The organism is Micromonospora sp. NBC_01699, assembly GCF_036250065.1.
Lineage (GTDB): Bacteria > Actinomycetota > Actinomycetes > Mycobacteriales > Micromonosporaceae > Micromonospora_G.
In genome coordinates this window covers 2,210,573-2,237,049 of record NZ_CP109199.1, presented here as the reverse complement: position 1 = coordinate 2,237,049, position 26,477 = coordinate 2,210,573, and the positions used below count along the sequence as shown (strand labels likewise).

Genomic DNA, 26,477 nt, shown 5'->3' with positions numbered 1-26,477 from the left:
GGCCGCCCGCCGGCACTTTCACCCCGCGCTGGGTGGTCCGGCCCCGGCGGCGCCCGGGGGCATTGCCACCGCTCCCGACATGATGAGACCGAGCAGGCTCATGGCGTTGACGACGGGCTCCGGCGCCCGCAGGGCCTGGGCCAGTCCGGCGCCACGGCCGGTGAGGCTCTCCATCACCTCGATCGTCGACCCGTGCCCCTGCGGGCCGGAGTCGGTCCCCATGACGACGTACACGTCGCCGTCGTCGATGCCGATCTCGTAGCGTGACTCGCCGCCGTTGCGAAGTTCGAGCGTCACGGACTGCGGGTTACCCGTGCCGGCGGCGACACCCGCGGCGATCAGGAGGCCGTACATGGTGATCATGGGGAAGTCCTCGGGCTTGGACTCCGGCTCCACGCCGAGGGCCAGTGCCACGTCCCGCTCGTGGATCCAGGCGTCCCAGAGGGAGTGCAGGGATCGGGTGGACCAGTGCACCTGACGGCCGGTCGGCGCCACCATCATGCCGTCCTCCGGCACGCCGGGATGTTTCGCGAACTGCTCCCGCTCCTCCTCCACCAGGCTCCGCAGTTTCTCGATCGTCGCCTCCGGGCTGAGCTGTGGCGAGTCCGCCAGCCACCTGGCGGGAGTGCGGTTCGGGTCGAACGGGGTGTGCCGCATGAAGCGCTCGATCCCCGGGCCGCCGCTCAGTGAGATGACGTGCAACTCGGCAATGTTGATCACGTGTCCGACCAGGTCGTGCACCGACCAGTCCGGGCACCGGGACTTCGCGTTCCAGTCCGCCGGATCGAGCTTCGAGATGAGATTTATGAAGTTCGCCCGCTGCCGGCGGAATTCCCCGCCGATCATCTCCGGCCCGGCGTCGGACCCGCGCTTCTCGGTCAATACATATTCACTCACCGGCTACCCCTCCCCACGGAAAACACGATGGTACGTCATAACCCGCGCCACAGACCCGACCGTACGACGAAAGAATCACAACATCTCTCGACTGTCTGTCCACACCCGAGGGTGCCGTGACCCATCTACGCGCAATGGGCGCAACTGTGACCGGCGGCAGGCGACGAAACACCGGTCAACCCCTCATACAGGGAACAAGTTATGAATTCCGCCATCTACCAGGGCGCCGACCGGCATCAATGCGGGTCACCCACGATTCTCGGGAGTTCGGCTGCACCCGGCCGGCCGTTATGGTGAGGTCAGAGGTTCGTCCCGGTGGGCCCGGTGCAGCAGCTCCACGAAGGACGGCGCCTCGGGCAGCGACACCCCGCCTATCCGGTGTACGGCAACGCCCGGCGTCCACGAGTTCATCACCACCGCCCCGGCCAGGCCCGGCAGGTCGGCGAGCGTGATCTCCCGGGTCCGCTGGGGAACCCCGAGTCGGTCCAGCCGCCGGCGGACGATGCCCATGGTGGTCCCGCCCAGCATGTCCGCCTCCGGCCACACCACCGAGGTCCCGTCCCAGAAGGCCAGGTTCCAGATGGTCGCCTCGCTCAGCCGCCCCCGGCGGTCGACGAACACGGCGTCGTCGAAGCCCTGTTCGACGGCTCGACGGACGAAGTACGTCTTGGCCACCTCGCCGACGTGCTTCACCGCCGGCAGGGCCCGCTCGTACTCGACCGTCGTCAGCGTCAGCGGGCCCGGCGGGCCGGACACCGCCGGCCCGGTACGGACCAACACCTCGGGCTCGGCCATCACCCCGTCCGGGGTGAACCCGGCCGTCGGCGAGTACAGCGTGGCCGTCAGCGAGAGGTCGGCCGGTCCCGCCCCGATCGCCGCCCGCAGACAGGACCGTACGCGCTCGTCGGGCAGCGCCCGGCCGAACATCCGCACCGAGGCGACCCGCAGCCGCTCCAGGTGAAGGTCGAGGCCCCGGACCCGGCCGCCGCGTACCTGCATGGCGGTGAAGTGGGCGTAACCCGCGAAGGCCAGCGGCGCCAACTCCGCGACGGTCGCCGGCCGGCCGTTACGGTGAACCACGAAGGAGGTCATGCCGCCAACCTAGGTTCCCGCACCGAGACGAGCGCATCGGGCTCCGCACACCGCGGGAGCGTACGTTGCCGCACTGGTGCCACGTCGGCTAGTCGCGTTTGGATTCCACCGGCCGGGGCGGACTCATTTCGCGGTTACGGTTACGGTTGCGAAAGCGGACGGCCGTCCGCTGCACCCGGTCGTGGCGACCCGTGACCGGGAATTCATTAGAGCGCTCGTCGGCGAGCGGACGGAATTGAGCGAATGAGCGTCGGCACGGCGATTCAGTCGTCACCGCGACTGCCGGGCACCCCGATCCCGCGCAATCGCCGAATGCGTTGTCACCGCCCGTTCGGCGGTACGGCGCTCGATCCCTGCACTCGTCCACCGCATTGACCCGGGCCAGCGGGTTGGGGGCGCGGGCCGGGTGGCGGTGAACAAACACGCTGCTGATCCCGACGCCGCCCTGACCACCGTGACCGCCGTCCGGGTCGACCAACCGACCCGGGAGACACCGGGGCAGGTCGACGCGACCGGGGCGGCGATCCCGAACGGGCTGTCGCCGATGACGATTGTGACAATTGTTGCGGCCATCGCCACCGGACGCGTACGGGCACCACGATACCCTTCTTGGTATTGATGCACGCCCATATAGATGCACCGTTCGGCGTCATCCCCGCCGGCGTTGTCCAGCAGGTGCTACGCGGCCCACTCCTGCTCTCGGTGGCGTTGCCGGCGCAGGTGTACCTCGGCCACGGCGGTTGCGTCGGAGAGGGCCGCGACCCCGTACGATCCGTGATCGCCAGTGCCCTCGTTCGGAGCGGGCACGGGCGGTGGCGCGTACCCGTGCTCGGTCTGCGACGGCGGGCCGGAAGCGCGGGTGACGGCCGCCGCCTCGGCGCGGCGGACCGCCAGGGTTACCCTGATCCGGCGCCGAGCCTCCCATCGCAATCGCGCATCGTGGCTGGTCAGACGCGATCCGAGCGAGCCGCCCGGTAGCTGAGGTACCGACATGCGGGCTACCGTAGGCGGCCGGGTGTGAAGAACCGATCAAGAAGCGGTTGCCTCACCGTGCGCCGAACCGGACGTTCGGTGCCGTACGGCTTCCGCATCCTGTCTTCACGAATACTTAACGGGTCACCGGTTGAATCCGCCCGACCGATACCCGTCAGGATGGGGAGTCATGGGCGCACGGATCCTGGTTGCCGAGGACGATCGCAAGCAGGCGAACCTCGTTCGGATCTACCTCGAACGGGAGGGACACAGCGTCCTGCTGGTCGGCGACGGTCGGGCCGCCCTCGACCAGGTACGGGCCCGCCGCCCCGACCTGGTGGTGCTCGACGTGATGATGCCGGTGGTCGACGGGCTGGACGTGTGTCGGGTGCTGCGGGCCGAGTCGGACCTGCCGATCCTGCTGCTGACCGCCCGTACCACCGAGGACGACATCCTGCTCGGTCTCGATCTCGGCGCCGACGACTACCTGACCAAGCCGTACAGCCCTCGTGAGCTGGCCGCCCGGGTACGGGCACTGCTGCGCCGCGCCGGTGTGGTCAGCGCGGGCGGGCAGGCGGTACTGCGGGTCGGTGACCTGGAGATCGACGCCGGCCGGTTCGAGGTACGGATCTCCGGGCGGCCGATAGTGCTGACCGCCAAGGAGTTCGGCATCCTGGAGGTGCTGGCCAGCGAACCGGGCCGGGCGTTCACCCGGGCACAGATCATCGACAAGGCGTTCGGGTTCGACCACTACGTACTGGAACGCACGGTCGACGTACACGTGATGAACCTGCGCCGCAAGATCGAGGCCGACGCCACCGAACCCCGGTACGTGCAGACCGTCTTCGGCCGCGGCTACCGGTTCTCCGACACGGGTGTTCCGGCGGCGGTCACGTCGTGAGCTTCCGGTTCCGGGTGCTGGGGCTGGTCATGCTCGTGGCGCTCAGTGCGACCGGGGCAACCGCCTGGCTGACCCTGCGCCAGGCCCGTCAGCAGCTCAGCGCCACGGCCAGCGCCGACCAGGCACAGATCGACATGATCAGCTCCGAACTCAGGGCGTACGCCAGCCGCCAGGGCACCTGGGAGGGGGTACCCACCCTGGTCCAGCGGCTGCACCGCGACACCGGCCAGCGGATCCATCTGGAAACCGACGTCGACGTGGTGGTCGACACCGACACCGAGGAGAACCCGGACCGGGCCACCCGACCGCTCGGCCCGCTCAGCGCCTTGGTCAACCCGCGACCGACCCTGTCGCTGGCCGGCGTACCCACCGCGCAGCTCGCCGCGAGCACGGTCAACGCGATCGGGAACTACCGCTCCGGGATTCTCCTCGCCGCCTGCCTCACCCGATCGGGGGTCGGAGTGACCACCACACCCGGCGCGCTCGGTGTGCCCGCGTTCGAGCCCACCGCGGACGACGAGCGGTTCGCCCCGGACCTGACCGAAAACTGCCGGGTCGGCACCGCCCAGGCGGGACGGGACACCGAGGCCGACCTGACCAGGACCGACAACTGCATCGCCTCGAAAGACTCCTTGCCGGCACCCAACAGCCCCGACCGGGCCACGCCGGATAGCGGCAGCCCGCTCGCGCCGACGCAACCGACGGGCAGCAGCTCGGTGCGACCCGTACCGATCCCCACCGATGGCTCCACGACCCCGGACGACACGATCAACTGCCTGACCCAGGTCTTCAACCTTCAGATCAACGACGTGGCGCCGCAGCCGGCGCGGCTCTACCTGGGCGCGCAGGGCGACCCGGCAGCGGCGCTGACCAGCGGGCCGATGCTGGCCGGGGTGGCCGGCGTGGCCGGGGTCGCGATCCTCTGCACCGCGTTGCTGAGCCACCGGGTGCTCCGCCCGATCGGCCGGCTCACCGCCGCCGCGCAGCGGCTCGGCCGGGGCGACCTCGGGGGCAGGGTGCCGGTCGAGGGCCGGGACGAGCTGGCCGAACTGGGCCGCTCGTTCAACCAGATGGCCGACTCGCTGCAACGGGGTGAGGAGCGACAACGCCGGCTGGTCGCCGACGTCGCGCACGAACTGCGCAGCCCGCTGGCGAACCTGCGCGGCTACCTGGAGGCGCTCAAGGACGGGGTGATCACCCCGGACCCGGAGCTGTTCGCCTCGCTGCACGAGGAGGCGGTGCTCCAGCAGCGGATCGTCGACGACCTCCAGGAGCTGGCGCTGGCCGAGGCGGGCACGCTCGCGTACCACAGGGTGTTCGTCGACCTGGCCGAGTTGCTGGAGACCTGCCGTACCGCCCACCTGGCGCTGGCCGAGGCGGCCGGGATCACCCTGCGGGCGGTCGCCGAGCCGGTCACCGTGCACGCCGACCCGGACCGGTTACGGCAGGTGGTGGGCAACCTGATCACCAACGCGCTGCGGGCCACCGCACCGGGCGGCAACGTCACCCTGTACGCCTCCCGGATCGACACCACGTCCGCGCTCGTACGGGTGTCCGACGACGGCTCGGGCATCGCGCCCGACGCACTGCCGCACGTGTTCGACCGGTTCTGGCGGGCGGACTCGGCCCGTGGGCGGGGCACCGGCGGCAGCGGCCTCGGACTCGCCATCACCCAACAGATCGTCACCGCCCACGGCGGCACCATCACCGTAACCAGCACCCCCGGCACCGGCACCACCTTCACCCTCACCCTCCCCCTCCCATAACCCCCTCCCTCCCCTCCCCTCTCCCCCCTCCCCCACCCCCCTCTTTCGCGATCTAGGGCGAATGGTGGCGATCGGAGATCATCTAGCCCCCATTCGCCCTAGATCGCGGAGACAGGGGGCGGGGGGAGAGGGGGCGGGGGGAGAGGGGGGTGGAGGTTAGGGCTAGGAGGGTTATGGTGGCTAGGGGGATGAAGCGGCCGAGGAGGAAGACGACGATGTTGTCGAGGTCGCTGCTGAGGACCAGGACGGTTGCCACGCCTAGTGCGGGAGCCAGCAGTTTCGGCACCAGGTCGGGCTGGTCACGGGCACGTCGGTAGAACCGTCGGGACCAGCGGACCAGCAGGCCGAGCGGGACGAACGAGGCGACCGCGCCGACCGGGCCGAAGTTGAGCATCGCCTCGCCCGCGATGCCGTAGATCCTGGTCGCCCACTGGCCGGTCTCCCGGTCGTAGCTGCCCGGCCCGAGCAGGACCTCGGTGCCGATGACGAGCTTGGTGGTCGGGCGCTCGGGCAGCAGCCAGCCCGGCGCCAGCAGGGTGACCGCACCGAGGTACGTGACGCCGTACCCGAGGTCGCCCTCGCCGTGGCGCTTGCGTTCCAGCAGCACCGCCTGCATGTCGGCCCGAGCGAGGTCGTTGAGCAGGACTTTCGGCAGGTCCCGCCCGGTTTCCGAGGAGATCTGCTCGATGCTGCGGTCACCGCGTACGACGTCGACCACCTCGACCCCGGCGCTCTTGTAGAGGCCGTACAGGTACATGAACAGCACGAAGATCAGCCCGCAGACCAGCAACGCCTTGCGGGAGATGGTGAAGACGATGAGGTGGACCAGGATCAGGGCGAGCAGCATCGGCCAGACGGTGTTGCTCCGGCTGCCCCGCAGCCCGCCGACCAGGAACTGGACCGCGGCCAGGCTGACCAGCAGCCACACCACCAGCGACCGGCGCCGGGCCAGCGCCTCCCGCCACCTGACCAGGACCAGCGCGAAGGCGATCAGCGGGAACGACTCGGCGAGCATCAGCAGCCAACCCATGCCGGTGAGCGCCTCGCGGTCCTGGGTCATCACGGCCAGGAATCCGCTCAGGCCGCCGAACACGACGATCTCGAAGCCGAACGCGAGCACCCCGGCGGCCACCGCCAGCGAGCCGACCAGGTAGAACCGGGACACGTTGAGTCGCACGCGCCACGCGGTGTGCCGGCCGCGGACCGGGTACGACAGCAGCCACCGGTAGATCAGCAGGCCGATCAGGTTCAGGATCGCCATCGCGCCGAGCGCGTCGCGCCACTCCTGTGGCGGGCTGACGAACAGTGCCCAGTGGTCGAGTGTGACGTGCAGGATCGGGGCCAGGTAGAAGAAGTGCAGCCCGAGCAGTCCGAGCAGGGCCTGCGGGTCGAAGATGTCGAACTGGCGGCGGAACCAGCCGACCACGTCGAGGGCGATCAGCACCCCGCAGGCGGTGACCGGGAGCAGGAACCAGTGGTGCAGCCGGGCGTCGAGGATCGCCAGCAGCAGGCTGACCGCCGACACCAGCCCGCCGGCCAGGGCCCAGTTCACGGTGTCCGGCCCGGTCCGGCCCGACCGCCGGCCGCGACCGGTGGGCCGGTTGCGGCCCGCCGGCCCGATCCGGCCCGCCGGGCGTGGCGCGTCCACGGTACGGGGCGAGCCGGCCCGGTCGACCGGACCGCTGACCTGGTTCGGCGGACCGCCGACGTGGCCGACCTGACCGTTGAGGTGGCCCGCCGGACCGGGCGGTGTGGACCTCATCGGCGGCCGATCGTCCAGAGGGTCCGCCACTGCGCGACGGCGTTGGCCAGCAGGAACGGCGACGAGTGCAGGCTCCGGCGGATCTCCGCACGCTCCACCGGGCCGAGTTGGATCTGGGCCACCGCCGCGTCCGCCCACCGCTGCGGGCCGTCGGCGAGCGGCAGCAGGGCGAGTCCGCGTACGCGGGGTTCGACCTCGCGCAGGCACGGCAGGTCGGTCGCGAGCACCGGAACCCCGGCGGCCAGCGCCTCCAGCACCACGCCCGGCAGTCCCTCCCGCCGCGACGGCAGCAGCAGCACGTCGGTGGCGGCGAGCACGGAGGCGATCTCGTCGGACTCCCCGGCGAGCACCACCAGCGGGTCGTCGACAATCTCCGGGTACGCCCCGAGCAGGTCGTCGGCGCCGCCCGGCCCGACCACGAACAGCCGGGCGTCCGGCCGGTGGGCGCGTACGGCGCGGTGCACCTCGATCAGGAACGGCCGGTTCTTCTCCGGTGCCGACCGACCCAGGTACGCCAGCACCGGCACGTCGCTCGGCAACCGCCACCGGGACCGGGCGGCCTCGCGTTCCCAGCCGCCCACCCGGCTCGGGTCGACGCTGTTGTAGAGCACCCGGTAGCGGCGGTCCCCGGTCGGCGGGCCGGCGAGGGCGAGCGCCGCCGTGGTCACGCCGAGCACGTCGGTGGCGACCCGGCGGAGCAGTCGGCGCAGCACGGCCCTGCGGATCCGGCGGGCGCGGGTGTCGGGGCGGCCGTCGCCCTCGCTCCACATCCGGGCGATCCGCACCGGCACCCCGGCGAAGCGGGCGACCAGCAGGATCACCGCGCTGGTGAGGCTGACGTGGGAGACGACCACGTCGGGTCGCAGCGCCCGCAGGCAGCGCCACAGCCGGGGCCCGAAGGTACGCAGCGGGGTAACCGGGCACTGGGTCACCCCGGCGCCGGTGGCCCGGAAGTCGTCGGCGAGGCTGCCCTCGCGCCCGTTCAGGGTGACGAAGGTCTGCCGTACGTCGGTGGACGGGATCGCCCGGCACAGGTCGAGCGAGACGGTCTCCGCCCCGCCCCGGTCCAGCCAGCCAATCACGTGCGTCACCCGTACCGCCCGGTCGGTGACCGGGTACGGGCACTCGCCCGGCCGGGTGGGGTGGTCGCCGAGCCGGTCCCGGCGGGTCGGTGAGCTGGTCATGTCCGACCACCGACCGGGGTGCGGCGTGCGGTCGCGTCGCGCACCGTGCGGTAGAACTGGTCCCGGCGCGGGCGCAGCGAGGCGAGCGAGTAGTCCCGGGCCCGGTTCAGGTTCCGGGCCGAGGCGGCGGAGAGCCGCTCCGGCTGGGTGAGGAACCGGCGGATCGCCTCGGTCAGGGCGGCCGGGTCGTCCGGCGACACCAGGTCGGCGTCGGCGAGCAGTTCGGGGATGCCGCCGACGGTGGAGCCGACCGCCGGCAGGCCGCGCGCCATCGCCTCGATCAACGCGCGGGGCAGGCCCTCGGTCCGGGACGGCATCACCACCAGGTCGGCCGCGTCCAGGTGCGCGCGGACCGCCGCGCCCGCCGGTACGGTGCCGGCGAAGGTGACCCGGTCGGCCACCCCGAGTCGGGCGGCGAGCTGTTCGAGGCGGGGCCGGAACCGGCCGTCGCCGAGGTGCACCAGCCGGGCGTCGATTCCGGTGCCGGTGAGCTGGGCGAGCGCCTCGATCACGGTGTCGATGCCCTTGTAGAGCTGGTCCAGCGAACCGATCGAGATCAGGGTGCCCGGCCTCGGTGACCGCTCGATCCGCCGGGGGCCGGACACGAACGCGTCGGCGGGCAGGTCCACGCTGGAGTAGGCGGCGCTGACCGTACCGGGCCGGGTCGGGTAGCGGGACTGGAGGTGGCGCTCGGTGACGTACGCGACCGCGCCGGCGCGGCGGCACAGGTGGCGCAACCGGGTGGTGCCCCAGTGCCGCAGGAACGGGCGCAGCGGGTGGTCCACCACACCGGGGGCGAACACGTCGTACGGGTCGCCGACGACCTCCACCGCGTACGGCAGCCGTTGCCGCTCCCGCCAGCCGGCCAGCATCGACCCGGTGGGCGACGGAACGCGCAGGATCACCGCGTCGCCGGGCCGGGCGGCGGCGCACACCGCCTGCCGGATCTCCCGCCAGCGGGACAGGTACTGGCGCGGCCCGATGTAGTGCGGCACCGGCCAGAGTTCGACCCCGGGACCGTCGACCCGGTGCGAGCCGCCGGCCGGCTCGTCGACCTGCCGGATCCGGGCCACCACCCGGACGGTGTCGAACGCCGCCAGGTACCGGCTGAAGAACGGGTACGCGGGACCGTCCTGGGTCCAGACCGAGCCGTCCGGCGTACGGGAGAACCGGGTCTCGCTGGTCACCACCACTCTCATCGGGACCGTACCTCCGCCGCCGTCCGTTCCACGATGTCGGCGATCGCCTCGGCCGCCGGTCCGTGGTCGAAGAACCGCACCATCCGTTCGCGGGCGGCGTCGCCCCGGCGCGGCAGCACCCCCGCACCGAACTCCCGGTACGCCGACGCCAGCGCCGCCTCCAGCGGCCCGACCCGGCCCGCCGGTACGACCCAACCGCTGGCCTTGTCGACCACCTCGGGCAGCCCTCCGGCGTCGCTGACGATGCTCGGCAGGCTCATCGCGCCCGCCTCGACCGGGGCGCCGTGCCCCTCCGACAGCGACGGGCTGACGCTCAGGTCGGACGCGTTGTAGTACGGGCGTACCTCGGTCACCGATTCCAGCCAGGTGATGCTCGGGTCGGCGTCCACCTCGAACCGGTGCACGAGTTCCCGGCGGTGCCGCTCGCCGGCCGGGGAGAACCCGCCGCCGATCAGCAGCAGGTGGGAGCGGGGGCGTCGGGCCTGGAACGACTGCCAGGCGGGGAGCAGGATGTCGTGCCCCTTGATCCCCCGCCCGTGGTACGTCAGCCGCTTGGGCGCGTACACGTAGGCGACCATGACCACGACGAACGCGTCCTGGTCGATGCCCAGCTCGGCCCGGATCTTGGCCCGCAGGTCCGCTGCGGTCGGCCCGTCGGTCCCGGTCGGTCCCGACCGCTGCCCGTCGGAACGCCGCTGGGCCACCACCGGTTGCCGCCCGGTGACCGCCGGCCCGGCCACGGCACGCTGCTCGGCGACGAAACGTTCCCGGCTGAAGTGGCCGGTGTCGATGCCGGGGGTGGTCGACGGGCGGCGTTCCGCCGGTACGCCGAGGGCGCCGTAGCGGCGGGAGGTGTACTCGGTGCCGCAGACGATGACGTCGTCCGCGCGCCAGAGCCAGCGTTCGACCAGCCGGATGATTCGGGATTCGAGGAACAGCGGGCCGACGACCACGTGCACCCGGCCGAGCCGGAGCCCGACCGAGGTGAACCGGGCGGCGAGGGCGGACGCGTACAGGTGGTATTTGAGGATGTCGAGCCGCAGGTCGCGCAGCAGCCGGCGCAGCCGCCACAGGCCGCGCAGCGTCGCCGGGCTGGGCCGGAAGCGGAAGTCGAACGGCGACTCGACCACCTCGAACCCGCGCCGGGCCAGTTCCGCCGGCAGTGGTCCGGGGCCCGGTGGCAGCACCACCAGCACCTGGTGGCCACGGCGGCGGAGCTCCTCCACCTGCGGGAGGAGCCATCGGCCGCTCTGCCGGTGCTTGAACAGGATGGCCACGCGCAGTCCTGTCACTGTCGGTCTGTCCCTTCTGGACTGTTCGGGTGCTGAACGGTTCGGGTGCTGGACGGTTCGGGTGCTGGACGGGGAACGGTCGAACGTCAAATACGGGCGGCCGGGTCGAGGTGCCGGGCCGGGTGGTCCGGGGTGGGCTGGACCGGCACCGGGGTCGGGCCGCAGGCGCGCTCGACGTACTCCGGGGCGTCGGGCAGGGCGTCGAACTCCGGCCGCAGGATCGCCACCCGGGTCAGGTCGTGCCACCGGCCCCGGCGGAACACCGCCTCCCGGTCGCACCCCTCGACCTGCCAGCCGCATCGCCGCACGTAGGCGCCGAGACTGCCGGCATTGAAGTCGAGGATGGTGCTGTGCAGCCGGCGCAGCCCGACGTCGTAGAACGCCCAGGCCATGGTCAGCATGATCGAGTCGGTGCCGGCGCCCCTCGGCGTCGCGCCGGGCATGAGCTTGACGGCGGTCAGGGCGGACCGGTTGTGCCAGTCGACCTCCCACAACCCGGTCAGGCCGACCGGTCCCCCGGTGATCCGGTCGACCACGGTGAGCCGGCGGTTGCGGGGATCGCGGGAGGCGCCCTGGAACCAGTCCCGCTGGGCGTCGCGCGCCACCGGCCAGTCCCAGCCCACGACGTTGCCGCGTACCTGCGGCGCGTTCGCCAGGTCGGTGAGAAAGTCGAGGTCGTCGGCCTGCATCGGGCGCAGTCCGACCAGTCGGCCGGTCAGCATGGTTCTCCTCGTCGGCTGCTGCTCGGGACGCCACCGTCGGTGGGGATGACCTTCGGGACGGCACCGCCACCATCGGCGGGAACGGCCTTCGGGACAGCACCGCCACCATCGGCGGGAACGGCCTTCGGGACGCCACCGCCGCCGGTCGGGACGGCGTTCGCGGCTGTTGCCGGGTGGATCTCGCGTACCAGTTCGGCGACCCGGGCCAGGTCGGAGCCGGTGCTGCGGTAGTCGGTGTGCAGGAAGAGCATCCGGCGGGAGAAGCCGACCCGCTCGTCCATGGTCAACTCGACCGGCAGCCGGTCCGTCGGCGCCGGGTCGAGGCCGAGCCGCCAGAGCACCGCCGGATAGACCCGGCGGTCGACCAGCGCCTGCCGGACCGCCTCGCGTCGCCGGTGCGAATCGAACTCCAGCACCACCCCGAGGGTGTGCGCGCGGGCCCGAAGCCCGGACAGCCCGGACAGGCCGGCGGCGAGCAGGGCCGCGTTCTCGATCCGGCGGCGCCGCAGCCGGTCGACCGGCAGCACCCGCAGCATCTGACGGGACAGCTCCGAGATGCCGCTGACGCCGCTGTCCCGGAACAGATCCTCGCCGGCCGCGTACCGGGCCAGGTACTGCTCCTTGTCCACCGGCCCGCCGGCCAGGTACGCCGCCTTCAGGTACATCGCGGACAGGACCCGGTCGACCAGGCCCAGGTGCCGTGCGGTCGGTGGGCCCGCCGGGGGCACCGGACGGCCGGTGTCCGACCAAAGGGCCCCGCCGTCGGGCAGCGGCAGCGTCTTGCGCAGCGAGGCGAAGACGTAGTCGGCGCGGACCGAGGCGAGCCAGGGCGCACGCGGATCGTGGGTGGCGTCGACCACCAGCGTCGCACCGGACGCCGCCGGCACCACCGGGGGCGCACCGAAGTACGACACCGCCACCACCGCGTCGGTCGGCTCGGCCACCGGCGGCGTCCCACCGGTCGGCCCGACCGGATAGCGCCGGACCGGCAGTACGTCGACCACCGCGTCGACCACGTCATCGCAGTAGTACGCGGGCAGGTGCAGCGCGGTCCAGCCGTACTCGCGCCGGCCGAACTCGACCAGGGCGCGCAGGGCCTGGCGGCCGGAGCCGAACAGTTCGCCGTACGTGGGGGCCGGGTCGGGGTGGGCGGGCGTACCGGCCCAGTCGGGCTCGGCCGGCAGGTGCAGCGGGAAGCTGGAACCGACCTCCCAGGGCCGTCCGAGCAGGGCGGGGCCGGGGTCGCGGCGATCGTCGGCCATCGGTCAGCCCCGACCCAGCCGGTAGCCCGGGAAGTAACCCGAGCAGCGCAGGTCGTCGGCGGTCCGGCCGAGCGTACGGGCGTGCTCGTCGAGCAGGGCGGTGTAGTGCCGCTCGTCCAGCACCACCGACCCGGTCCAGAACGGGGTCCGTCGGCCTCCGAAAGCGCGCTTGAACTGGAACAGGCCGTCGTCGGCGCGGACCCCGCCACCGAGGTGGACCAGGGTGCAGCCGCTCTCCGAGGCCCACTCCAGGATGGTCCAGAGCAGCAGGTTGTTGGCGCCGTCGCGGACGGTCCTCGGGTCGGAGCCGGCGAGATGGTAGTGCGCCCGGTCCCGGTGGCGCAGGACGAGGGCGGCGGCGACCACGGCGCCGCTCGGGTCGCGTACCTCGGCGATCAGCAGGGCCTTGCCGAGGCCGTCGACCAGGGAACGGTAGTAGTCCTCGGCGAACAGGTATCCGGGAGCGCTGCCGACCCGGAGCATGGTCTGCTCGTACAGTCGTCGGAAGGGTGAGCCGGCGACCACGTCGTCGTGACCGGCGGACCGGATGGTGCCGGCGAGGCCGGCGTTGCGGGCCTTGCGGATGGCGGTACGGGAGCGCCCCTCCATCCCGGCCCAGATGGCGGTGCTGCCCCGGCTGACCGCAACGGTGACGGTGTCCGCGCGCCGGGTCAGCTCGATCACGCCCAACTGCTGTACGGCGCCGACCGAGGCCGGGTCGAGCGGGGAGAACCGGAGGAACAGGGTGACCAGTCCGGCGTCCCGCCAGTGCTCGACGGCGCCGTTCCAGAACCGCTCCAGTTCGGCCGGGGTGCAGCCGGGGTCGACGTGGATCCCGGAGTAGCCGTACGGGCTGACCGCGTCGGATGTGCTGTCGTCGAGCCGGCGGACCACGTACGGCAGCAGGATCCGGTCGGCCCGGTGGACGAGTTGCCAGGTGCCGGGCTCGGTGCCGGCGGCGGCCCGGCCGTAGCCGGCGGTGAAGTAGACGTCCGGGCAGTTCGCCTCGAACATGGCCCCGGTGGTGTCGCCGTCGACCGGCGCCAGGTCGGTGCTCATCGCCGCACCAGGAACTGCTCGATGGCGTGGAAGATCCTGCCGGTCTGGGTGTCGTCCAGCGCCGAACCGCTGGGCAGGGTGAGGCCGTCCTCGAACAAACGCTGGGCGGCACCGGTGAGTACCGCGCGGGCCTGGTCGAAGACTGGTTGCAGGTGCATGGGTTTCCACACCGGACGGGTTTCGATGTCGTGGCCGGCGAGGTGGGCGCCGAGCTGCTCGGCCCGCCAGCCGGCCCGGTCGGGGTCCACGACGATGGTGGTGAGCCAGCAGTTGGCGCCGCGCGCGCCGGCCCCGTCGGCGGCGATCCGGACCCCGACCGGCCCGCCGTCGCCGCCGGGCCCGTGCTCGTCACCCTCACCGAGCAGCCGTACGCCGGGCACGGCGGCGAACAGTTTGGCGTACCGTTCGCGCAGTTCACGGCGTCGGGCGAGCATCTCGTCCAGCCGGCTGAGCTGGGCCCGGCCGAGGGCGGCGAGCAGGTTGCTGAGCCGGTAGTTGTAGCCGATGTCGTGGTGTTCGTAGTGCGGCATGGGTTGCCGGGCCTGGGTGGCGAGGTGGCGGCTGCGGGCGATCAGCCCGGCGTCGTCGGAGACGAGCATGCCGCCGCCCGAGGTGGTAATGATCTTGTTTCCGTTGAACGAGAACGCGGTGATCCGGCCGAACGACCCGGCCGGTCGACCCCGGTACGTCGCGCCGAGCGACTCGGCCGCGTCGACCAGCACCGGCACCCGGGCGGCGGCGCAGACCGGCAGCAGTTCGTCGTAGTCGGCGCAGGCGCCGAACATGTCCACCGGCACCACCGCGGCGACCTGCCGACCGGCGACGCGCAGCCGGTGCAGCAGCTCGGCGAGCAGGTTGACGTCGATGTTGCCGGTGGCCGGTTCGCAGTCCACGAAGACCGGTTCGGCACCGGTGTAGACCACCGCGTTGGCGGTGGCCACGAAGGTCAGCGTGGGTACCACCACCACCCGACCCGGACCGGCGCCGAGGGACAGCAGGGCGAGGTGCAGTGCGGCGGTGCCGGAGCTGACCGCGACCGCGTGGGCGGCTCCGACCCGTTCGGCGACCTCGCGCTCGAACGCGTCCACCTCCGGGCCGACCGGCGCCACCCAGCCCGAGCGCAACGCCCGGACCAGGTACGACTCCTCCAGCGCTCCGACGTCGGGCGGGGAGAGGTACACCCGGCCGGTCATCGTGCTGGCGCCCGGTCGGGGACGGCGCGACGCCGCCCGGAGTTGCCAGGACGAAGCTTCACAGACACGGCCTCCGACCCCAAACGCTCCCAAAGTATTCAAAGGGTTTGTATCAGTTCGAGGCCCGTACAAGGGTGCGTTTTGGCTATTCTGGTCGAATTCACTGACCTGCCCGGACAAGGCGGTACAGCATGGAGAACGCGGGAACGGGCAGGCGGGTCGCGGCTCACCGCCGGCAATCCCCGCTGGCCTTCCTGACCGGTTCCAGCCTGGCCCAGTCGGCCAGCTACGCGCTCAGTGCCGTACTGGCCAGCAAGTTGCTCGGGCCGCACCAGCGCGGGCTGATGGTGCTGGGCATCACCACCGCCAGCATCGCCGGCCTGCTCTCCGGGCTGGGCACCGGCTCGGCCCTGCGCTCCCGCCTGCCCACCGTCACCGGCACGCCGGCCGGTCGGCACCTGCTCGCCTCGTACACCTGGTGGTCGGTGGTGTCGGCGGTGGCCGGGAGCGGGCTGGCCGTGGCGCTGACGGTGCTGTCCGCACCGCTGATCGACCCCGGCCTCGCCGATCCACCGTTCCTGCTGGCGGTACTGGTGATCACGGTCGGCTACGTGGCCCTGACTCAGTTCCCCGACGTCTGGTACGCCGCCGGCCGGTTCCACGCCGGCAGCGGCTGGGCGGCCGCCATTGCCGCCGGTGGCCTGGTCGGCGTGCTGGTCGGCGCCCTGCTCGACCGGACCGCGTGGGCCCTGCTGCTGGCCCAGGGGCTCGGCATGGTGGCGGTCACCGTGGTCCAGGGTTACCAACTGCGGGTGGTCGGACTGTTCCGACTGCGCTCCCCCGACCGACGGGAACTGGTCGACCTGCTCCGGCACGGCTGCCGGGCGCTCGGCCTGACCATGGGACTCGCCCTGGCCCTGCGCGCCGACCGGTACGTGCTCGGCGCGGTGGCCGGCGCGGCCACGGTCGGCATCTACTCCGTCGCCGCCACCCTGAGCGAGGGGCCCAGGCTGGTGCCCGCCGCCCTGGGTCAGATCGTCAACCGGGAGGTGTCACTCGGTGGCGGACTGTCCCAGGTGGCCCGAGCCCGGCGCAGCGCCCTGATCTCGTCGGCACTGATGGGCCTGGTGGTGGCGGTCGGCGGCTGGTTCCTGGTCGTACCGGTGTTCGGTGACGCGTTCGCCGACGCGCGCCCGCTGCTGCTGGTGCTGCTGGTCGCCGAGATCGCCTTCGCGCCGTTCGCGGTGGCCAGCCGGGCGCTGCTCGGTGGCGGCTGGATGACCACCGCAGGGCTGCTCGGTGCCGGCGGCAGTGTGGCCGCACTGATCCTGTTCGCGCTGGCGATCCCGCTCTGGGGCGGGTACGGCGCGGCCGTCGCCTGCATCCTCACGTACGCCGGGTTGTCGGTGGCCTCCTGGCGGCTGCTGCGCCGCCGGCTCGGCCGCAACGTCGCACCCCGTCCACGCGAGACGGTCTCACCACCGATCCGGATCGGACGATCCACGTAGGGCCGATCATTTTCCGTCACGGTTGACGTCCCGCCGTCTGCCCGCCGACGTCGAGCCGGTCGGGTCACGGATCGCTTTCGGTCCTCATTCGACACCTTTCTGCCGGACACCCGATCCGGCATACTTCGCATAGAACACGGTCAATTGAGGGGTCGGGGGCCGTAGGCGAGGAGAACGGTGGTTGAACACGGGTGCGCGTACCACCACTGACCCGGAGTCCACGATGGTCGCGAGAATGGCGCGGTACGGCGGGCACGTGCTCCGGGAGCGTCTCGCCCGCCGCCGCGCCACCGGCCCGACCGACATACCCGTACGGACGAACGAGGTCACCCGCGAGTGGCTGACCGCCGTACTCTGCGCCGGTTGCCCGGGTGCGGCGGTCGAGGCGTACGAGGTGGCCGAGGTGAGCAGCGGCACCACCACCCGCTGGCGGGTACGGGTCGACTACAACGACGACGGCCGGGACGCCGCCCTGCCCACCGCGCTGTTCGCCAAGACCACCGCGCGCTGGACCCAGCGGCTACTGCTGGGCACGGCCGACGTGCTCACCGGGGAACCGGACTTCTACCGGCACCTGCGCCCGCACCTGGAGATCGAGACACCGTACGGCTACCACGGGGCGGTCGACCCGGCGTCGGGGCGCTCGATGGTGCTGCTGGAGGACGTCGCCGCCACCAGGGGGGCGATCTTCCGTACGGCCCAGACGCCGGTCTCCCGGGCCGAGATGGCGGACCTGCTCACCGGCATGGCCGGCTGGCACGGACGGTACTGGGACGATCCGGCGTTGGCCCGGCCCCCGTTCGCGCACCGGACCCCGGACGCGTTCGTCGCCAACCTCGCCCGGTTCGCCCGGCTGCGACGGCGGGGACGGGTCGGCGCCCGACGGGCCCGGATGGTCATCCCGGACGCCGTCGTGCCGCGCTACGACGATCTCTACTCGGCCCTGTGGCGGTCGCTGGAGCTGACCGCCGAGGGACCGCTGACACTGCTGCACGGCGAACCGCACATCGGCAACGTGTACCGGACCGGTGCCGGGCGGATGGGAATCACCGACTGGCAGCTGGTCATGCGCGGCAGTTGGGCGTACGACGTCGCGTACGCGATCGTGACCGGGCTGACCGTCGAGGACCGCCGGGCCTGGGAGCGTGACCTGCTCGGCTCCTACCTGGGCCGGTTGACCGCGACCGGGGTGGCGGCGCCGGATTTCGACGACGCCTGGTTGGCCTACCGGCAGCAGACGCTCTGGCCCTACTTCGGTCGGCTGCTCGCCACCGGCCGCAGCCTGGTCCAGCCGAGGTTCCCGCCCGACCCGAGCAATTTCGGGATGCTCGAACGCGCCGCGAACGCCGTCCTGGACCTCGACGCCCTCGGCGCGGTCCTGGGCGCGCCCCGCCGGCTGGGTCAGGGCCGGGAGGCGTAGACGTAGTGGCGGACCCAGGGTCGGGGGTCCTGCGGGCGGGTCCGGATGGTGTAACCGGCGTCCTGCAACAGGGCGGTGACCGGGCCGAAGGTACGTTGCCAGGCCCGGTCGGTGCCGTCGGCGTACGGGGGTTCGGAGAGGAAGTCGTGGCAGGAGACGACCAGGTTCTCCACCATCGCGAGCTCGTCGAGCGACTTCTCCAGCACCGGCAGTTCGGCACCCTCGATGTTCATCTTGAGCAGGTCGATCCGGTCCACCCCGAGCTTGCGTACGATCTCGCCGAGCGTACGGCCGACGACCTCGACCCCGCCGGTGGCCGCGCCGGTGAGTCCGTTGCGGATGTGGTCGACCCGGTCGTCCCCGAGGTACACCGGACCGGGGTCGCCGACCACGGCGCACTCCAGCGCGGTCACGTTGGACAGGCCGTTCAGCTCGACCGTACGGCGCAGGCAGGCGAACGTCCGGGGGTGCGCCTCGATGCTGACCACCCGCCCGGCGAGTCCGACCAGCCGGGACAGCAGCCGGACCTCGCTGCCGACACCGGCCCCGACGTCGAAGATGGTGTCGCCCGGCTGTGGTTGGTAGTCAAAGAGGAAGAGGTCCCGGGTGGCCTGGTCCTGGGCGCGGGCGGTGAGCCCGCCGAGGGTGGTGTTGACCACGACGCCGGTCGGGTAGCGGTGCACCCAGTGGCCCTCGGTGTACCGGACCCGGCAGCGGGACTGGGAGCGGGCGGACAGGAACAGCGAGCCGAGCCCGGCGACGACCCGCCGGTCGACCCGCTCGTCCAGGGTGTCGAAGAGCCGCTTGCGGAGGCTGCTCGGCATGGTTGGTGCTCCGATCGGGCTCAGTGGGCCGGGCTGACCAGCGGGCCCGGCTGCCGAGGAGTGGCGCCGCCGGTGCGGTCGAGCCGGTCGCGGTACCACTCGAAGGTGCGGCGGACGCCGTCGGCCAGTGGCACGGTCGGTTCGAAGCCGGTCAGCCGGCGCAGTTTGCCCAGGTCGGGGCAACGTCGGGGGACGGAACCGGGTGGGGCCGGCAGGCGCTGGATGGTGGGGCTGGCGCCGGCCAGGTCCAGCACCAGGTGGGCCAGGTCGGCGATGTTGGTCTCGGCGGTGTCGTCGCCGATGTGCACGATCTCGCCGGCCGCCTCGGGGCAGGCCATCAGCCGCAGCATCGCCTCGACGGCGTCGTCGACGTGGCAGAACGCCCGGTACTGGTCGGCGCCCCAGACCCGGAACGGGTTCTCGCCGCGCAGCGCCCGCAGGGCCATCTCGGGGATGACGTGGTCGGCGCCCATCCTCGGGCCGTAGACGTTGTGGAACCGGCCGACGACGGCGGTGCAGCCCTTTGCCGCCGCCCCGTGGACGAAGGCCGCCTCGCCGAGCAGTTTGCTGATCGCGTACGCGAACCGGGGCGAGGTCACGTCGGCCACCATCACCGGCACGTCCTCGGCCGTGGGTACGGCCACGATGCCGGCGTCGACGCCGCCGGCGTACACCTCGCTGGTGGAGCTGAAGAAGATCCGTCCACCGGGGCCGACCCAGTCCAGCAGGTGCAGGGCGGTGAGCGTGTTGACCCGGATCACCCGGGCCGGGTCGGCTTCGACGTTGCGTACGCCGACCACCGCCGCGAGCAGGTAGATCTGGTCGTAGCCGGGCGGCAGTTCGGCCCAGGCCCGTGCGCTGGTCAGGTCGGCGGAGCGGATGTCAACTTCGGGATGCGCGCGCAGCGCGCCGATCCGCTCGTCGTCGCGGCCCCGGGAGAAGTCGTCCACGACGGTGACGGTGTGCCCGTCGGCCACCAGCCGGTCGGCGAGGTGCAGGCCGACGAAGCCGGCCCCGCCGAGGATCAGCGCGCGCATCAGGCACCTCTCGCCGGAGCGGGCACGGGTGCCGGCGTACGCGGGTAGGGCAGGTAGCCGATGCCGGCGTAGCGGATGCCGGCGGCGGTGATGGCCGCCTCGTCCAGGATCCGCCAGGAGTCGTAGACCAGCGCGGGTCGCGGGCCGCCCCCGCCGAGCAGGGTTTCGATCCGGATCGCCCGGTAGTCCGGGTGGTCGTTGATGACCAGGACCGCGTCGGCGTCACTGAACGCCTTGTCGATGCTGGTCGGCTCGCCGCCGTGGCGGTGGATCACCTCGTCCGGGACCATCGGGTCGTGGCCGACGACGGTCATGCCGGCCGACCGGAACACCGGCATCATGGTGGCGATCGGGGTGCCGCGCATGTCGTCGGTGGGCGGCCAGCCCTTGTAGGCCCACCCGAGTACGGCCAGCCGGGCGCCGACGGTGCCGCCGCGTACCTGGCGGAGCAGGTCGACCACCCGGTTGGCGACGTGCACCGGCAGGTACTCGTTGAGTCGCCGGGCCGCGCCGACCAGGAACGGTCCGGGTTCGCCCCCGGCACTGTTGATCATGATGTACGGGTCCTTGGAGAGGCAGCCACCGCCGACGTACCCGGGCTTGCTCAGGTCCGGCCGGGGATAGTCCAGGTTGGCCGCCCCGATCACCTCCAGCGGGTCGAGCCCGTGCCGTTCGGCGATCAGCGCCAGCTCGTTGCCGAACGAGTAGATCAGGTCGGTGTGGCAGTTGTTGGAGAGCTTGACCAGTTCGGCCGCCTCCAGGCTGGACACCGGTACGACCCGGTTGGCGAGCCCGCCGAAGAAGTCGATGCCGGCCTGCCGGCTCTCGTCGTCCAGCCCGCCGACGACCTGCGGCAGCTCGACCAGTTCGCGCAGCGCCTGGCCCTGGATGGTCCGTTCGGGGGCCATCACCAGCCTGGCCCGGCCCCAGGCGGCGAGCAGCGCGGGCAGCACCACCCGGCGGCTGGTGCCGACCGGTACGGTGCTGCGGACCACCACCAGTGTGTCCGGTCCGCACCAATCGGCGACCTGTTCGGCGGCGGCGGCGAGGTTGGTCAGGTCGGGTTGCCGGGTGCGGTCGTCCACCGGTGTGGAGACCGAGATGACCGCCACGTCCACGTCGGCCGGCAGTTCGGTGGGTACGAAGACATTCCTGCCCACGGTTTCGGCGAACACCTCCTCGATGCCGGGCTCGAACAGGTGGACCCGCCCCGCGCGCAGCGCCTCCCGGACGGCCGGGGAGGTGTCCACGCCGTGCACCTCGTAGCCCTTGCGCGCGAGCGCGGCGGCCAGGGTCAGGCCGACATAGCCGAGTCCGACGACCCCGATCTTTCCGTACAACTCCGGCCTCCTTGGTGAGAACGCATAGGGAAGGGGCGCGTGCCGCCGTCGGGTCAGACGGATGCTCCGCTGGTCAGTGGCGTCCGGGCGATGACCGCGGCGTCCCACAGGTCCCGGACCGAGTCGACCAGGTCGTGGCCGGGTGCCCAGCCGAGCACCCGCAGCGCGAGCGAGTTGTCCCCGCACATCCAGGGCACGTTCGCCGTCCGGGCCGCCGCGGCGGCCGGAGCCTCCTCGCGGATGGTGCCGTCGAACCCGGCGGTCCGGGCGAGCAGCCGGACCGCGTGCCGGGTGGCGACCGCGTGCCCGCTGGAGATGTTGAACACGAGGTGGGGCGGGTCGGCCGCGCGGATCACCGCCCGGACCGCGAGCGCCACGTCGCGGACGTCGACAAAATCACGGTACGCACCGAGCGGTCCCAACTCGATCTCCGGCGCCCCGGTCTCGCCGGCTTCCAGCAGCAGCGCCGCCGCCCGGCCGAGCACGTTCTCGGTGGACAGTCCGGGGCCGATCGGGTTGAACACCCGCAGCACCACCGCGTCGATCCGGCCGGTGGACCGGGCCAGTTCGACCAGTCGGGTGCCGGCCAGGTGGCTGAGTCCGTACGCGCTGACCGGGGCGGCGGGTTCGTCCTCGGCGACCGGCGCACCGAACGGGACCGGGCCGTACTCGCCGGCCGAGCCGAGTCGGACCAGCCGGGCCCGGGGGAAGCCCACCGCGATCGCCTCGATCAGCTTGGCGGTGACCAGGGTGTGCGCGTGGACCATCGTGGCCCCGTCGCCGGTGAGCCGTCCGGTGCAGTTGACCACGGCGTCCGGCCGGGTCGCGTGGACCAGTTCGGTCAGCTCCGTCACCCCGGCGGAGAGCAGGTCGCACTCGACCCGTCCGGGGCAGATCAGTTCCGTGTCGGGTGCGAGTACGGCCCGGACCCGTGCGCCGACGAAGCCGGACGCACCGAAGAGCAGGACCCGGCTCACACCGGCTCCCGTACCCCGGTGGGGAGCAGGGTCGAGCGGAGGTCGTCGAAGGTCCGGTTCGCCTCGTCGTAGTCCTCGGGCCGGCCGATGTCGAGCCAGTAGCCGTCGAACGGGTAGCTGGCCGGGTGCCGACCGGTACGGATCAGATCGATCATGAGCTGGTCGAACCCGAACGGCAGTCCGACCGGGTACGGCGCGATGGTGTCCCGGGACAGGCCGTAGAGGCCCATGCTGACCTCGTAGTCGAGGGTGGGCTTCTCGGTGAACTCGACCACCCGGTCGCCCCGGCTGACCAGCACCCCAAAATCGATCTTGACGCTGCGCCGGAAGGTGGCCACGGTCAGCGGCGCCCCCGAGGTGCGGTGCGCGGCCAGCAGGTCGGCGTAGTTGATGTCGGTGAGGATGTCCCCGTTCATCACCAGGAAGTGCTCCGGCAACCGGTCGCGCAGCCCGAACAGCGGACCGACCGTGCAGAGCGGTACGCGTTCCTCCACGTAGTCCACCCGCAGGCCGTACCGGGAGCCGTCGCCGACGAACGCGCGGATCAACGATCCCATGTGGTTGATCGCCAGGGTGGCGTGGGTGAATCCGTGGTCGGCCAACTGGAGCAGGACGATCTCCAGGATCGCGTGGCTGTCCCCGATCGGCACCAGCGGCTTCGGCAGCGACGTGGTGTACGGCCGCAGCCGGACTCCCTTGCCGCCGGCCATGATCACCACGTGCATGTCGCCCTCCACGCTCCTTCCCACCTGCCGGGACCGGTCCTCTGTCGTCAACGACGGCACCTTCCACGAGTCACGCAAATAGCCCGAGCACGCAAACAAAGCGAATGAAGCGCCTAAATAATGTGAAACAGTCCACCTAAGATGAAAAGAGGGACTAGGTGTTTGGTATGCCACTCGCCGCAGCCCCCACCCCCCACCCGCAGCCCGTACGCCGCCGACCCGGTGCCCGGCGTCGCACGGTGGCGCTGCTCGGTGTCGACACCGTCGCCTGGATCGCCGGTTTCCTCACCGCCGCCTGGACCCGGTACGAGTTCGACCTGAGCACCCACGTGGTGAGCCGGGTGCTGGTCGCCGGCCTGGTCGCCAGCGCCATCTTCACCGGGCTGACCACCGTGCACCGCCGCCGGCTCGGGCGGCACCCGCTGGGCAGCCTGCTGGAGGCACGCGCGCTGACCGGCGCGGTCGCCGGCACCGCCGCCCTGATCGTGCTCGGCGTGCTGCCGCTGGCCACCCACCCGATCCCGGCCAGCACGCCCCCGGTCGGCGGGGCGATCGCCCTGCTGCTCATGCTCGCCGTCCGGTCGGTGCACCGGCACCGGCGCAGCCGGTCGCTGCGCCCGAGCACCGGTTCGGCCGTACCGGTGCTGTTGTTCGGTCTCGGCTCGGCCGGTCAGTCGCTGCTCAAGGCCATGGTCAGCGACCCGCGGGGCAAGTACCTGCCGGTCGGGCTGCTCGACGACGATCCGGAGAAGCGGCACCTTCGCCTGGACGGCGTACCGGTGCTCGGCGGGCGCCCGGAGATCACCGCCGCGATCAACCTGACCAGGGCGAACACCCTGATCCTGGCGATCGCCAGCGCCGGGCCGGAGCTGATCCGCCAGGTCCGCGCGACCACCCTGGAGGCCGGCGCCGAGTTCAAGGTGCTACCCCCGGTACGCGAACTCGTCGACCACCGGATCAGCGTCGCCGACGTACGCGACCTGAAGATCACCGACCTGTTGGGACGCCCGCACGCCGTCGCCGACCTCGGCACCCGGGGTGCGGAGGTGACCGGCCGGCGGGTGCTGGTGACCGGTGCCGGCGGCTCGATCGGCTCCGAACTGTGCCGGCAGCTGATGCGGGCCAACCCCGGCGAGCTGATGATGCTCGACCGGGACGAGTCGGCCCTGCACGCCCTGCAACTGTCGCTGACCGGCCGGGCCCTGCTCGACGGCCCGGAACTCATCCTCGCCGACGTACGCGACGCCGAGGGGATCGCCCGGGTGGTCGCCGAACGCAAGCCGGACATCGTCTTCCACGCCGCCGCGCTCAAGCACCTCACGCTGCTGCAACGGCACCCCGGCGAGGCGATCAAGACCAACGTCTGGGGCACCCTCGCGGTGCTCAGCGCCTGCCGGGACGTGGCCCGGTTCGTCAACATCTCCACCGACAAGGCGGCGAACCCGATCAGCGTGCTCGGCTACTCGAAGCGGATCACCGAACGGCTGACCGCGCACACCGCCGCCGCCACCGACGGCACCTTCCTCAGCGTGCGCTTCGGCAACGTACTGGCCAGCCGGGGGTCGGTGGTCGGCGCGTTCCAGGCCCAGATCGAGGCCGGACTGCCGATCACCGTCACCCACCCCGAGGTGACCCGCTACCTGATGACGGTGCAGGAGGCGGTGCAACTGGTGTTGCAGGCATCGGCGATCGGCCGCGACGGCGAGGCGCTGGTGCTGGACATGGGCGACCCCGTACGCATCGACGACATCGCCCGGCAGCTCGCCGCGCAGGCCCCCGGCGCCCCGCGGATCGTCTACACCGGCCTGCGTCCCGGGGAGAAACTGCACGAGGACCTGATCGGCACCGGCGAGATCGACCTCCGGCCGCTGCACCCGCTGATCTCGCACGTGAGCGTGCCGCCGCTCGACCCGATCGAGGCCAGCGCGCTGGACCCGTTCGACGACCCGGCCAGGGTGATCGATCGGCTCGCCTGGCTCTGCGAGCAGCCGGCCACCTTCGGCCCGCCGGTCGTGCTGGTCCCGAACACCCGCGACGGCCGCCCGGCGGACGGTTACCCGATCCGCTGACCGCCGAGTCGTACCGGTAGCGCGCGCAACCGCCACGCACCCGGCACCAGCTCGCGGTCCAACTCGTCCGGGGCTACGGCCAGCGTCAGATCGGGGAACCGGCGCAGCAGCGCCCCGAACGCCACCTCCCCCTCCAGCCGGGCCAGCGGCGCGCCGAGGCAGTAGTGCAGCCCGTGGGCGAAGGCGACGTGCCGTTCCCGGTGCCCGTCCCGGTCCCGGCCGAGGTCGAGCCGATCCGGGTCGTCGAACGCGCGCGGGTCGAAGTTCGCCGCGACGAGGATCGGCATCACCGCCTCACCCCGACGGATCGGTACGTCCCCGACCCGGAGGTCCTCGGTCGCGTACCGCATCCGGGTCGCCGTCGCCGGGCCGCACCAGCGCAGCAGCTCGGGTACGGCACCCGGCATCAGCTCGGGCTCGTCGCGCAGCCGGGCGAGCTGGTCGGGATGGGTGAGCAGGGCGGCGGTGCCGTTGCCGATCAGGTGCGCGGTGGTCTCGTGGCCGGCGATCAGCAGGGTCAGCACCATGGCGATCAGCTCGGTGTCGCTGAGCCGGTCGCCGTCCTCGTCCTGGGCCCGGATCAGCGCGGAGACCAGGTCGTCCGCCGGTTCGGCCCGCCGCGCCGCGATCACCCGTTCGGTCGACTCGACCAGCTCGCGCAGGGCCTCGGCCATGCCCGCGCCGGACGGCTCGACCAGCGCGGCGCTGGCCCGCTGCCAGCCCGGCCGGTCCTGCGCCGGGATGCCGACCAGCTCGCAGATCACCACCACCGGCAGCGGGTACGCGAAGTGTCGGAGCAGGTCGACGGCGTCGTCCCGCACCGCGCCGGGCAGCCGGTCGAGCAGGTCCTCGGCGATCTGCTCGATCCTGGGGCGCAGCAGCTCGACCCGGCGGGCGGTGAACGCGCGGGAGACCAGCCGGCGGAGTCGGTGGTGGTCGGCGCCGTCGAATTCGAGGATGTTGGCCAGCAGGTAGCGGATGTGTTCCTCGGCGACGCCCCGGGACCGGAGCACCATCTCGGCGAGGTTGACCCCGGCACCGCCCGGCACGTTGGCGGGGTTGGTGACGAACCGAGGGTCCGCCAGCACCGCCCGGACGTCCTCGTGGCGGGTGACGACCCACGGTGGTGCGATGCCCGGAATCGTGACGCGGGTGATCGGGGTCTGCTCCCGGATCCGGGAGTATCCGGTGAACGGGTCGCGCAGCAACCGCTCGTCCATCAGGTCGAAGGTGCCCTCGGCAGCGTCGGGCCGGGTAGCGGTCATGACTTTCCCCC

The 26,477-nt window shown here is 72.1% G+C and carries 21 protein-coding genes; 5 read left to right on the top strand and 16 right to left on the bottom strand.

Annotation, left to right across the window (positions count from 1 at the left end; translation table 11 throughout):
- Positions 1 to 18: 18 nt before the first annotated feature.
- Both OG792_RS10060 and OG792_RS10055 read right to left on the bottom strand, forming a co-directional pair.
- Entirely contained in the window at positions 19 to 897 is an 879-nt protein-coding gene (locus tag OG792_RS10060; protein ID WP_329109003.1) for a maleylpyruvate isomerase family mycothiol-dependent enzyme, read from the bottom strand.
- A 288-nt stretch (positions 898 to 1,185) separates the two neighbouring features.
- The gene (locus tag OG792_RS10055; protein WP_329109001.1) at positions 1,186 to 1,989 is read right to left on the bottom strand and encodes an aminotransferase class IV family protein; all 804 of its coding nucleotides are present in this window, start codon (positions 1,987 to 1,989) and stop codon (positions 1,186 to 1,188) included.
- Between the two features lie 1,162 nt (positions 1,990 to 3,151).
- Between OG792_RS10055 and OG792_RS10050 the strand changes: the two genes are divergently transcribed.
- Positions 3,152 to 3,862 carry a response regulator transcription factor gene (locus tag OG792_RS10050; protein WP_329109000.1) on the top strand — a complete coding sequence of 237 codons (711 nt, stop codon included), beginning with the start codon at positions 3,152 to 3,154 and terminating at the stop codon, positions 3,860 to 3,862.
- Positions 3,859 to 5,628 carry an ATP-binding protein gene (locus OG792_RS10045; RefSeq protein WP_329108998.1) on the top strand — a complete coding sequence of 590 codons (1,770 nt, stop codon included), beginning with the start codon at positions 3,859 to 3,861 and terminating at the stop codon, positions 5,626 to 5,628. Before OG792_RS10050 ends, OG792_RS10045 begins: the two co-directional genes overlap by 4 nt.
- An 82-nt stretch (positions 5,629 to 5,710) precedes the next feature.
- On the opposite strand, the gene OG792_RS10040 is transcribed toward OG792_RS10045, so the two are convergent.
- The 8 genes from OG792_RS10040 to OG792_RS10005 all read right to left on the bottom strand — a co-directional run bounded on the left by OG792_RS10040 (position 5,711) and on the right by OG792_RS10005 (position 15,301).
- Positions 5,711 to 7,390, bottom strand: a complete 1,680-nt coding sequence (locus OG792_RS10040; RefSeq protein WP_329108996.1) for a hypothetical protein — start codon at positions 7,388 to 7,390, stop codon at positions 5,711 to 5,713.
- Positions 7,387 to 8,574, bottom strand: a complete 1,188-nt coding sequence (locus OG792_RS10035; protein WP_329108995.1) for a glycosyltransferase — start codon at positions 8,572 to 8,574, stop codon at positions 7,387 to 7,389. The genes OG792_RS10040 and OG792_RS10035 overlap by 4 nt, the downstream gene beginning before the upstream one ends.
- Positions 8,571 to 9,773 (bottom strand): glycosyltransferase family 4 protein, encoded by a 1,203-nt coding sequence (locus tag OG792_RS10030; protein ID WP_329108994.1) that lies wholly within the window; start codon positions 9,771 to 9,773, stop codon positions 8,571 to 8,573. Before OG792_RS10030 ends, OG792_RS10035 begins: the two co-directional genes overlap by 4 nt.
- A complete protein-coding gene (locus OG792_RS10025; RefSeq protein ID WP_329108993.1) occupies positions 9,770 to 11,065 on the bottom strand; it encodes a glycosyltransferase in 1,296 nt (431 codons plus the stop codon). The genes OG792_RS10030 and OG792_RS10025 overlap by 4 nt, the downstream gene beginning before the upstream one ends.
- Before the next feature lie 86 nt (positions 11,066 to 11,151).
- Positions 11,152 to 11,787 carry a GNAT family N-acetyltransferase gene (locus OG792_RS10020; RefSeq protein WP_329108991.1) on the bottom strand — a complete coding sequence of 212 codons (636 nt, stop codon included), beginning with the start codon at positions 11,785 to 11,787 and terminating at the stop codon, positions 11,152 to 11,154.
- Positions 11,781 to 13,049, bottom strand: a complete 1,269-nt coding sequence (locus OG792_RS10015) for a hypothetical protein (protein ID WP_329108990.1) — start codon at positions 13,047 to 13,049, stop codon at positions 11,781 to 11,783. Before OG792_RS10015 ends, OG792_RS10020 begins: the two co-directional genes overlap by 7 nt.
- Positions 13,050 to 13,052: 3 nt before the next feature.
- Positions 13,053 to 14,108, bottom strand: coding sequence for a GNAT family N-acetyltransferase (locus tag OG792_RS10010; protein WP_329108989.1), 1,056 nt, complete (start codon positions 14,106 to 14,108; stop codon positions 13,053 to 13,055).
- Positions 14,105 to 15,301 carry an aminotransferase class I/II-fold pyridoxal phosphate-dependent enzyme gene (locus OG792_RS10005; RefSeq protein WP_329108988.1) on the bottom strand — a complete coding sequence of 399 codons (1,197 nt, stop codon included), beginning with the start codon at positions 15,299 to 15,301 and terminating at the stop codon, positions 14,105 to 14,107. The genes OG792_RS10010 and OG792_RS10005 overlap by 4 nt, the downstream gene beginning before the upstream one ends.
- Before the next feature lie 191 nt (positions 15,302 to 15,492).
- Between OG792_RS10005 and OG792_RS10000 the strand changes: the two genes are divergently transcribed.
- On the top strand, positions 15,493 to 16,809 hold the full coding sequence (locus OG792_RS10000; RefSeq protein ID WP_329108987.1) for a lipopolysaccharide biosynthesis protein: 1,317 nt from the start codon (positions 15,493 to 15,495) through the stop codon (positions 16,807 to 16,809).
- A gap of 223 nt (positions 16,810 to 17,032) precedes the next feature.
- Complete coding sequence (locus OG792_RS09995; protein WP_329108986.1) at positions 17,033 to 18,229, top strand: phosphotransferase; 1,197 nt, start codon at positions 17,033 to 17,035, stop codon at positions 18,227 to 18,229.
- Here the strand turns inward: OG792_RS09995 and OG792_RS09990 are convergent.
- Genes OG792_RS09990 through OG792_RS09970 form a run of 5 tightly spaced genes read right to left on the bottom strand, consistent with a single transcriptional unit; the run spans position 18,211 to position 23,183 of the window.
- Positions 18,211 to 19,053 (bottom strand): FkbM family methyltransferase, encoded by an 843-nt coding sequence (locus OG792_RS09990; protein WP_329108984.1) that lies wholly within the window; start codon positions 19,051 to 19,053, stop codon positions 18,211 to 18,213. The two genes, OG792_RS09995 and OG792_RS09990, sit on opposite strands and share 19 nt — an antisense overlap.
- Before the next feature lie 20 nt (positions 19,054 to 19,073).
- Complete coding sequence (locus tag OG792_RS09985) at positions 19,074 to 20,090, bottom strand: NAD-dependent epimerase/dehydratase family protein (protein WP_329108983.1); 1,017 nt, start codon at positions 20,088 to 20,090, stop codon at positions 19,074 to 19,076.
- Positions 20,090 to 21,430 (bottom strand): nucleotide sugar dehydrogenase, encoded by a 1,341-nt coding sequence (locus tag OG792_RS09980; protein ID WP_329108982.1) that lies wholly within the window; start codon positions 21,428 to 21,430, stop codon positions 20,090 to 20,092. Before OG792_RS09980 ends, OG792_RS09985 begins: the two co-directional genes overlap by 1 nt.
- 53 nt (positions 21,431 to 21,483) lie before the next feature.
- Complete coding sequence (locus OG792_RS09975) at positions 21,484 to 22,407, bottom strand: NAD-dependent epimerase/dehydratase family protein (RefSeq protein ID WP_329108981.1); 924 nt, start codon at positions 22,405 to 22,407, stop codon at positions 21,484 to 21,486.
- Positions 22,404 to 23,183: a sugar phosphate nucleotidyltransferase gene (locus OG792_RS09970; RefSeq protein WP_329108979.1), complete on the bottom strand. Its 780-nt coding sequence runs from the start codon at positions 23,181 to 23,183 to the stop codon at positions 22,404 to 22,406. Before OG792_RS09970 ends, OG792_RS09975 begins: the two co-directional genes overlap by 4 nt.
- A 116-nt stretch (positions 23,184 to 23,299) precedes the next feature.
- Here OG792_RS09970 and OG792_RS09965 point away from each other — a divergent pair, with 116 nt between their 5' ends.
- Positions 23,300 to 25,201, top strand: a complete 1,902-nt coding sequence (locus tag OG792_RS09965; protein ID WP_329108977.1) for a polysaccharide biosynthesis protein — start codon at positions 23,300 to 23,302, stop codon at positions 25,199 to 25,201.
- Here the strand turns inward: OG792_RS09965 and OG792_RS09960 are convergent.
- Positions 25,186 to 26,466 (bottom strand): cytochrome P450 family protein, encoded by a 1,281-nt coding sequence (locus tag OG792_RS09960; protein ID WP_329108976.1) that lies wholly within the window; start codon positions 26,464 to 26,466, stop codon positions 25,186 to 25,188. The genes OG792_RS09965 and OG792_RS09960 overlap by 16 nt on opposite strands.
- Positions 26,467 to 26,477: the final 11 nt, after the last annotated feature.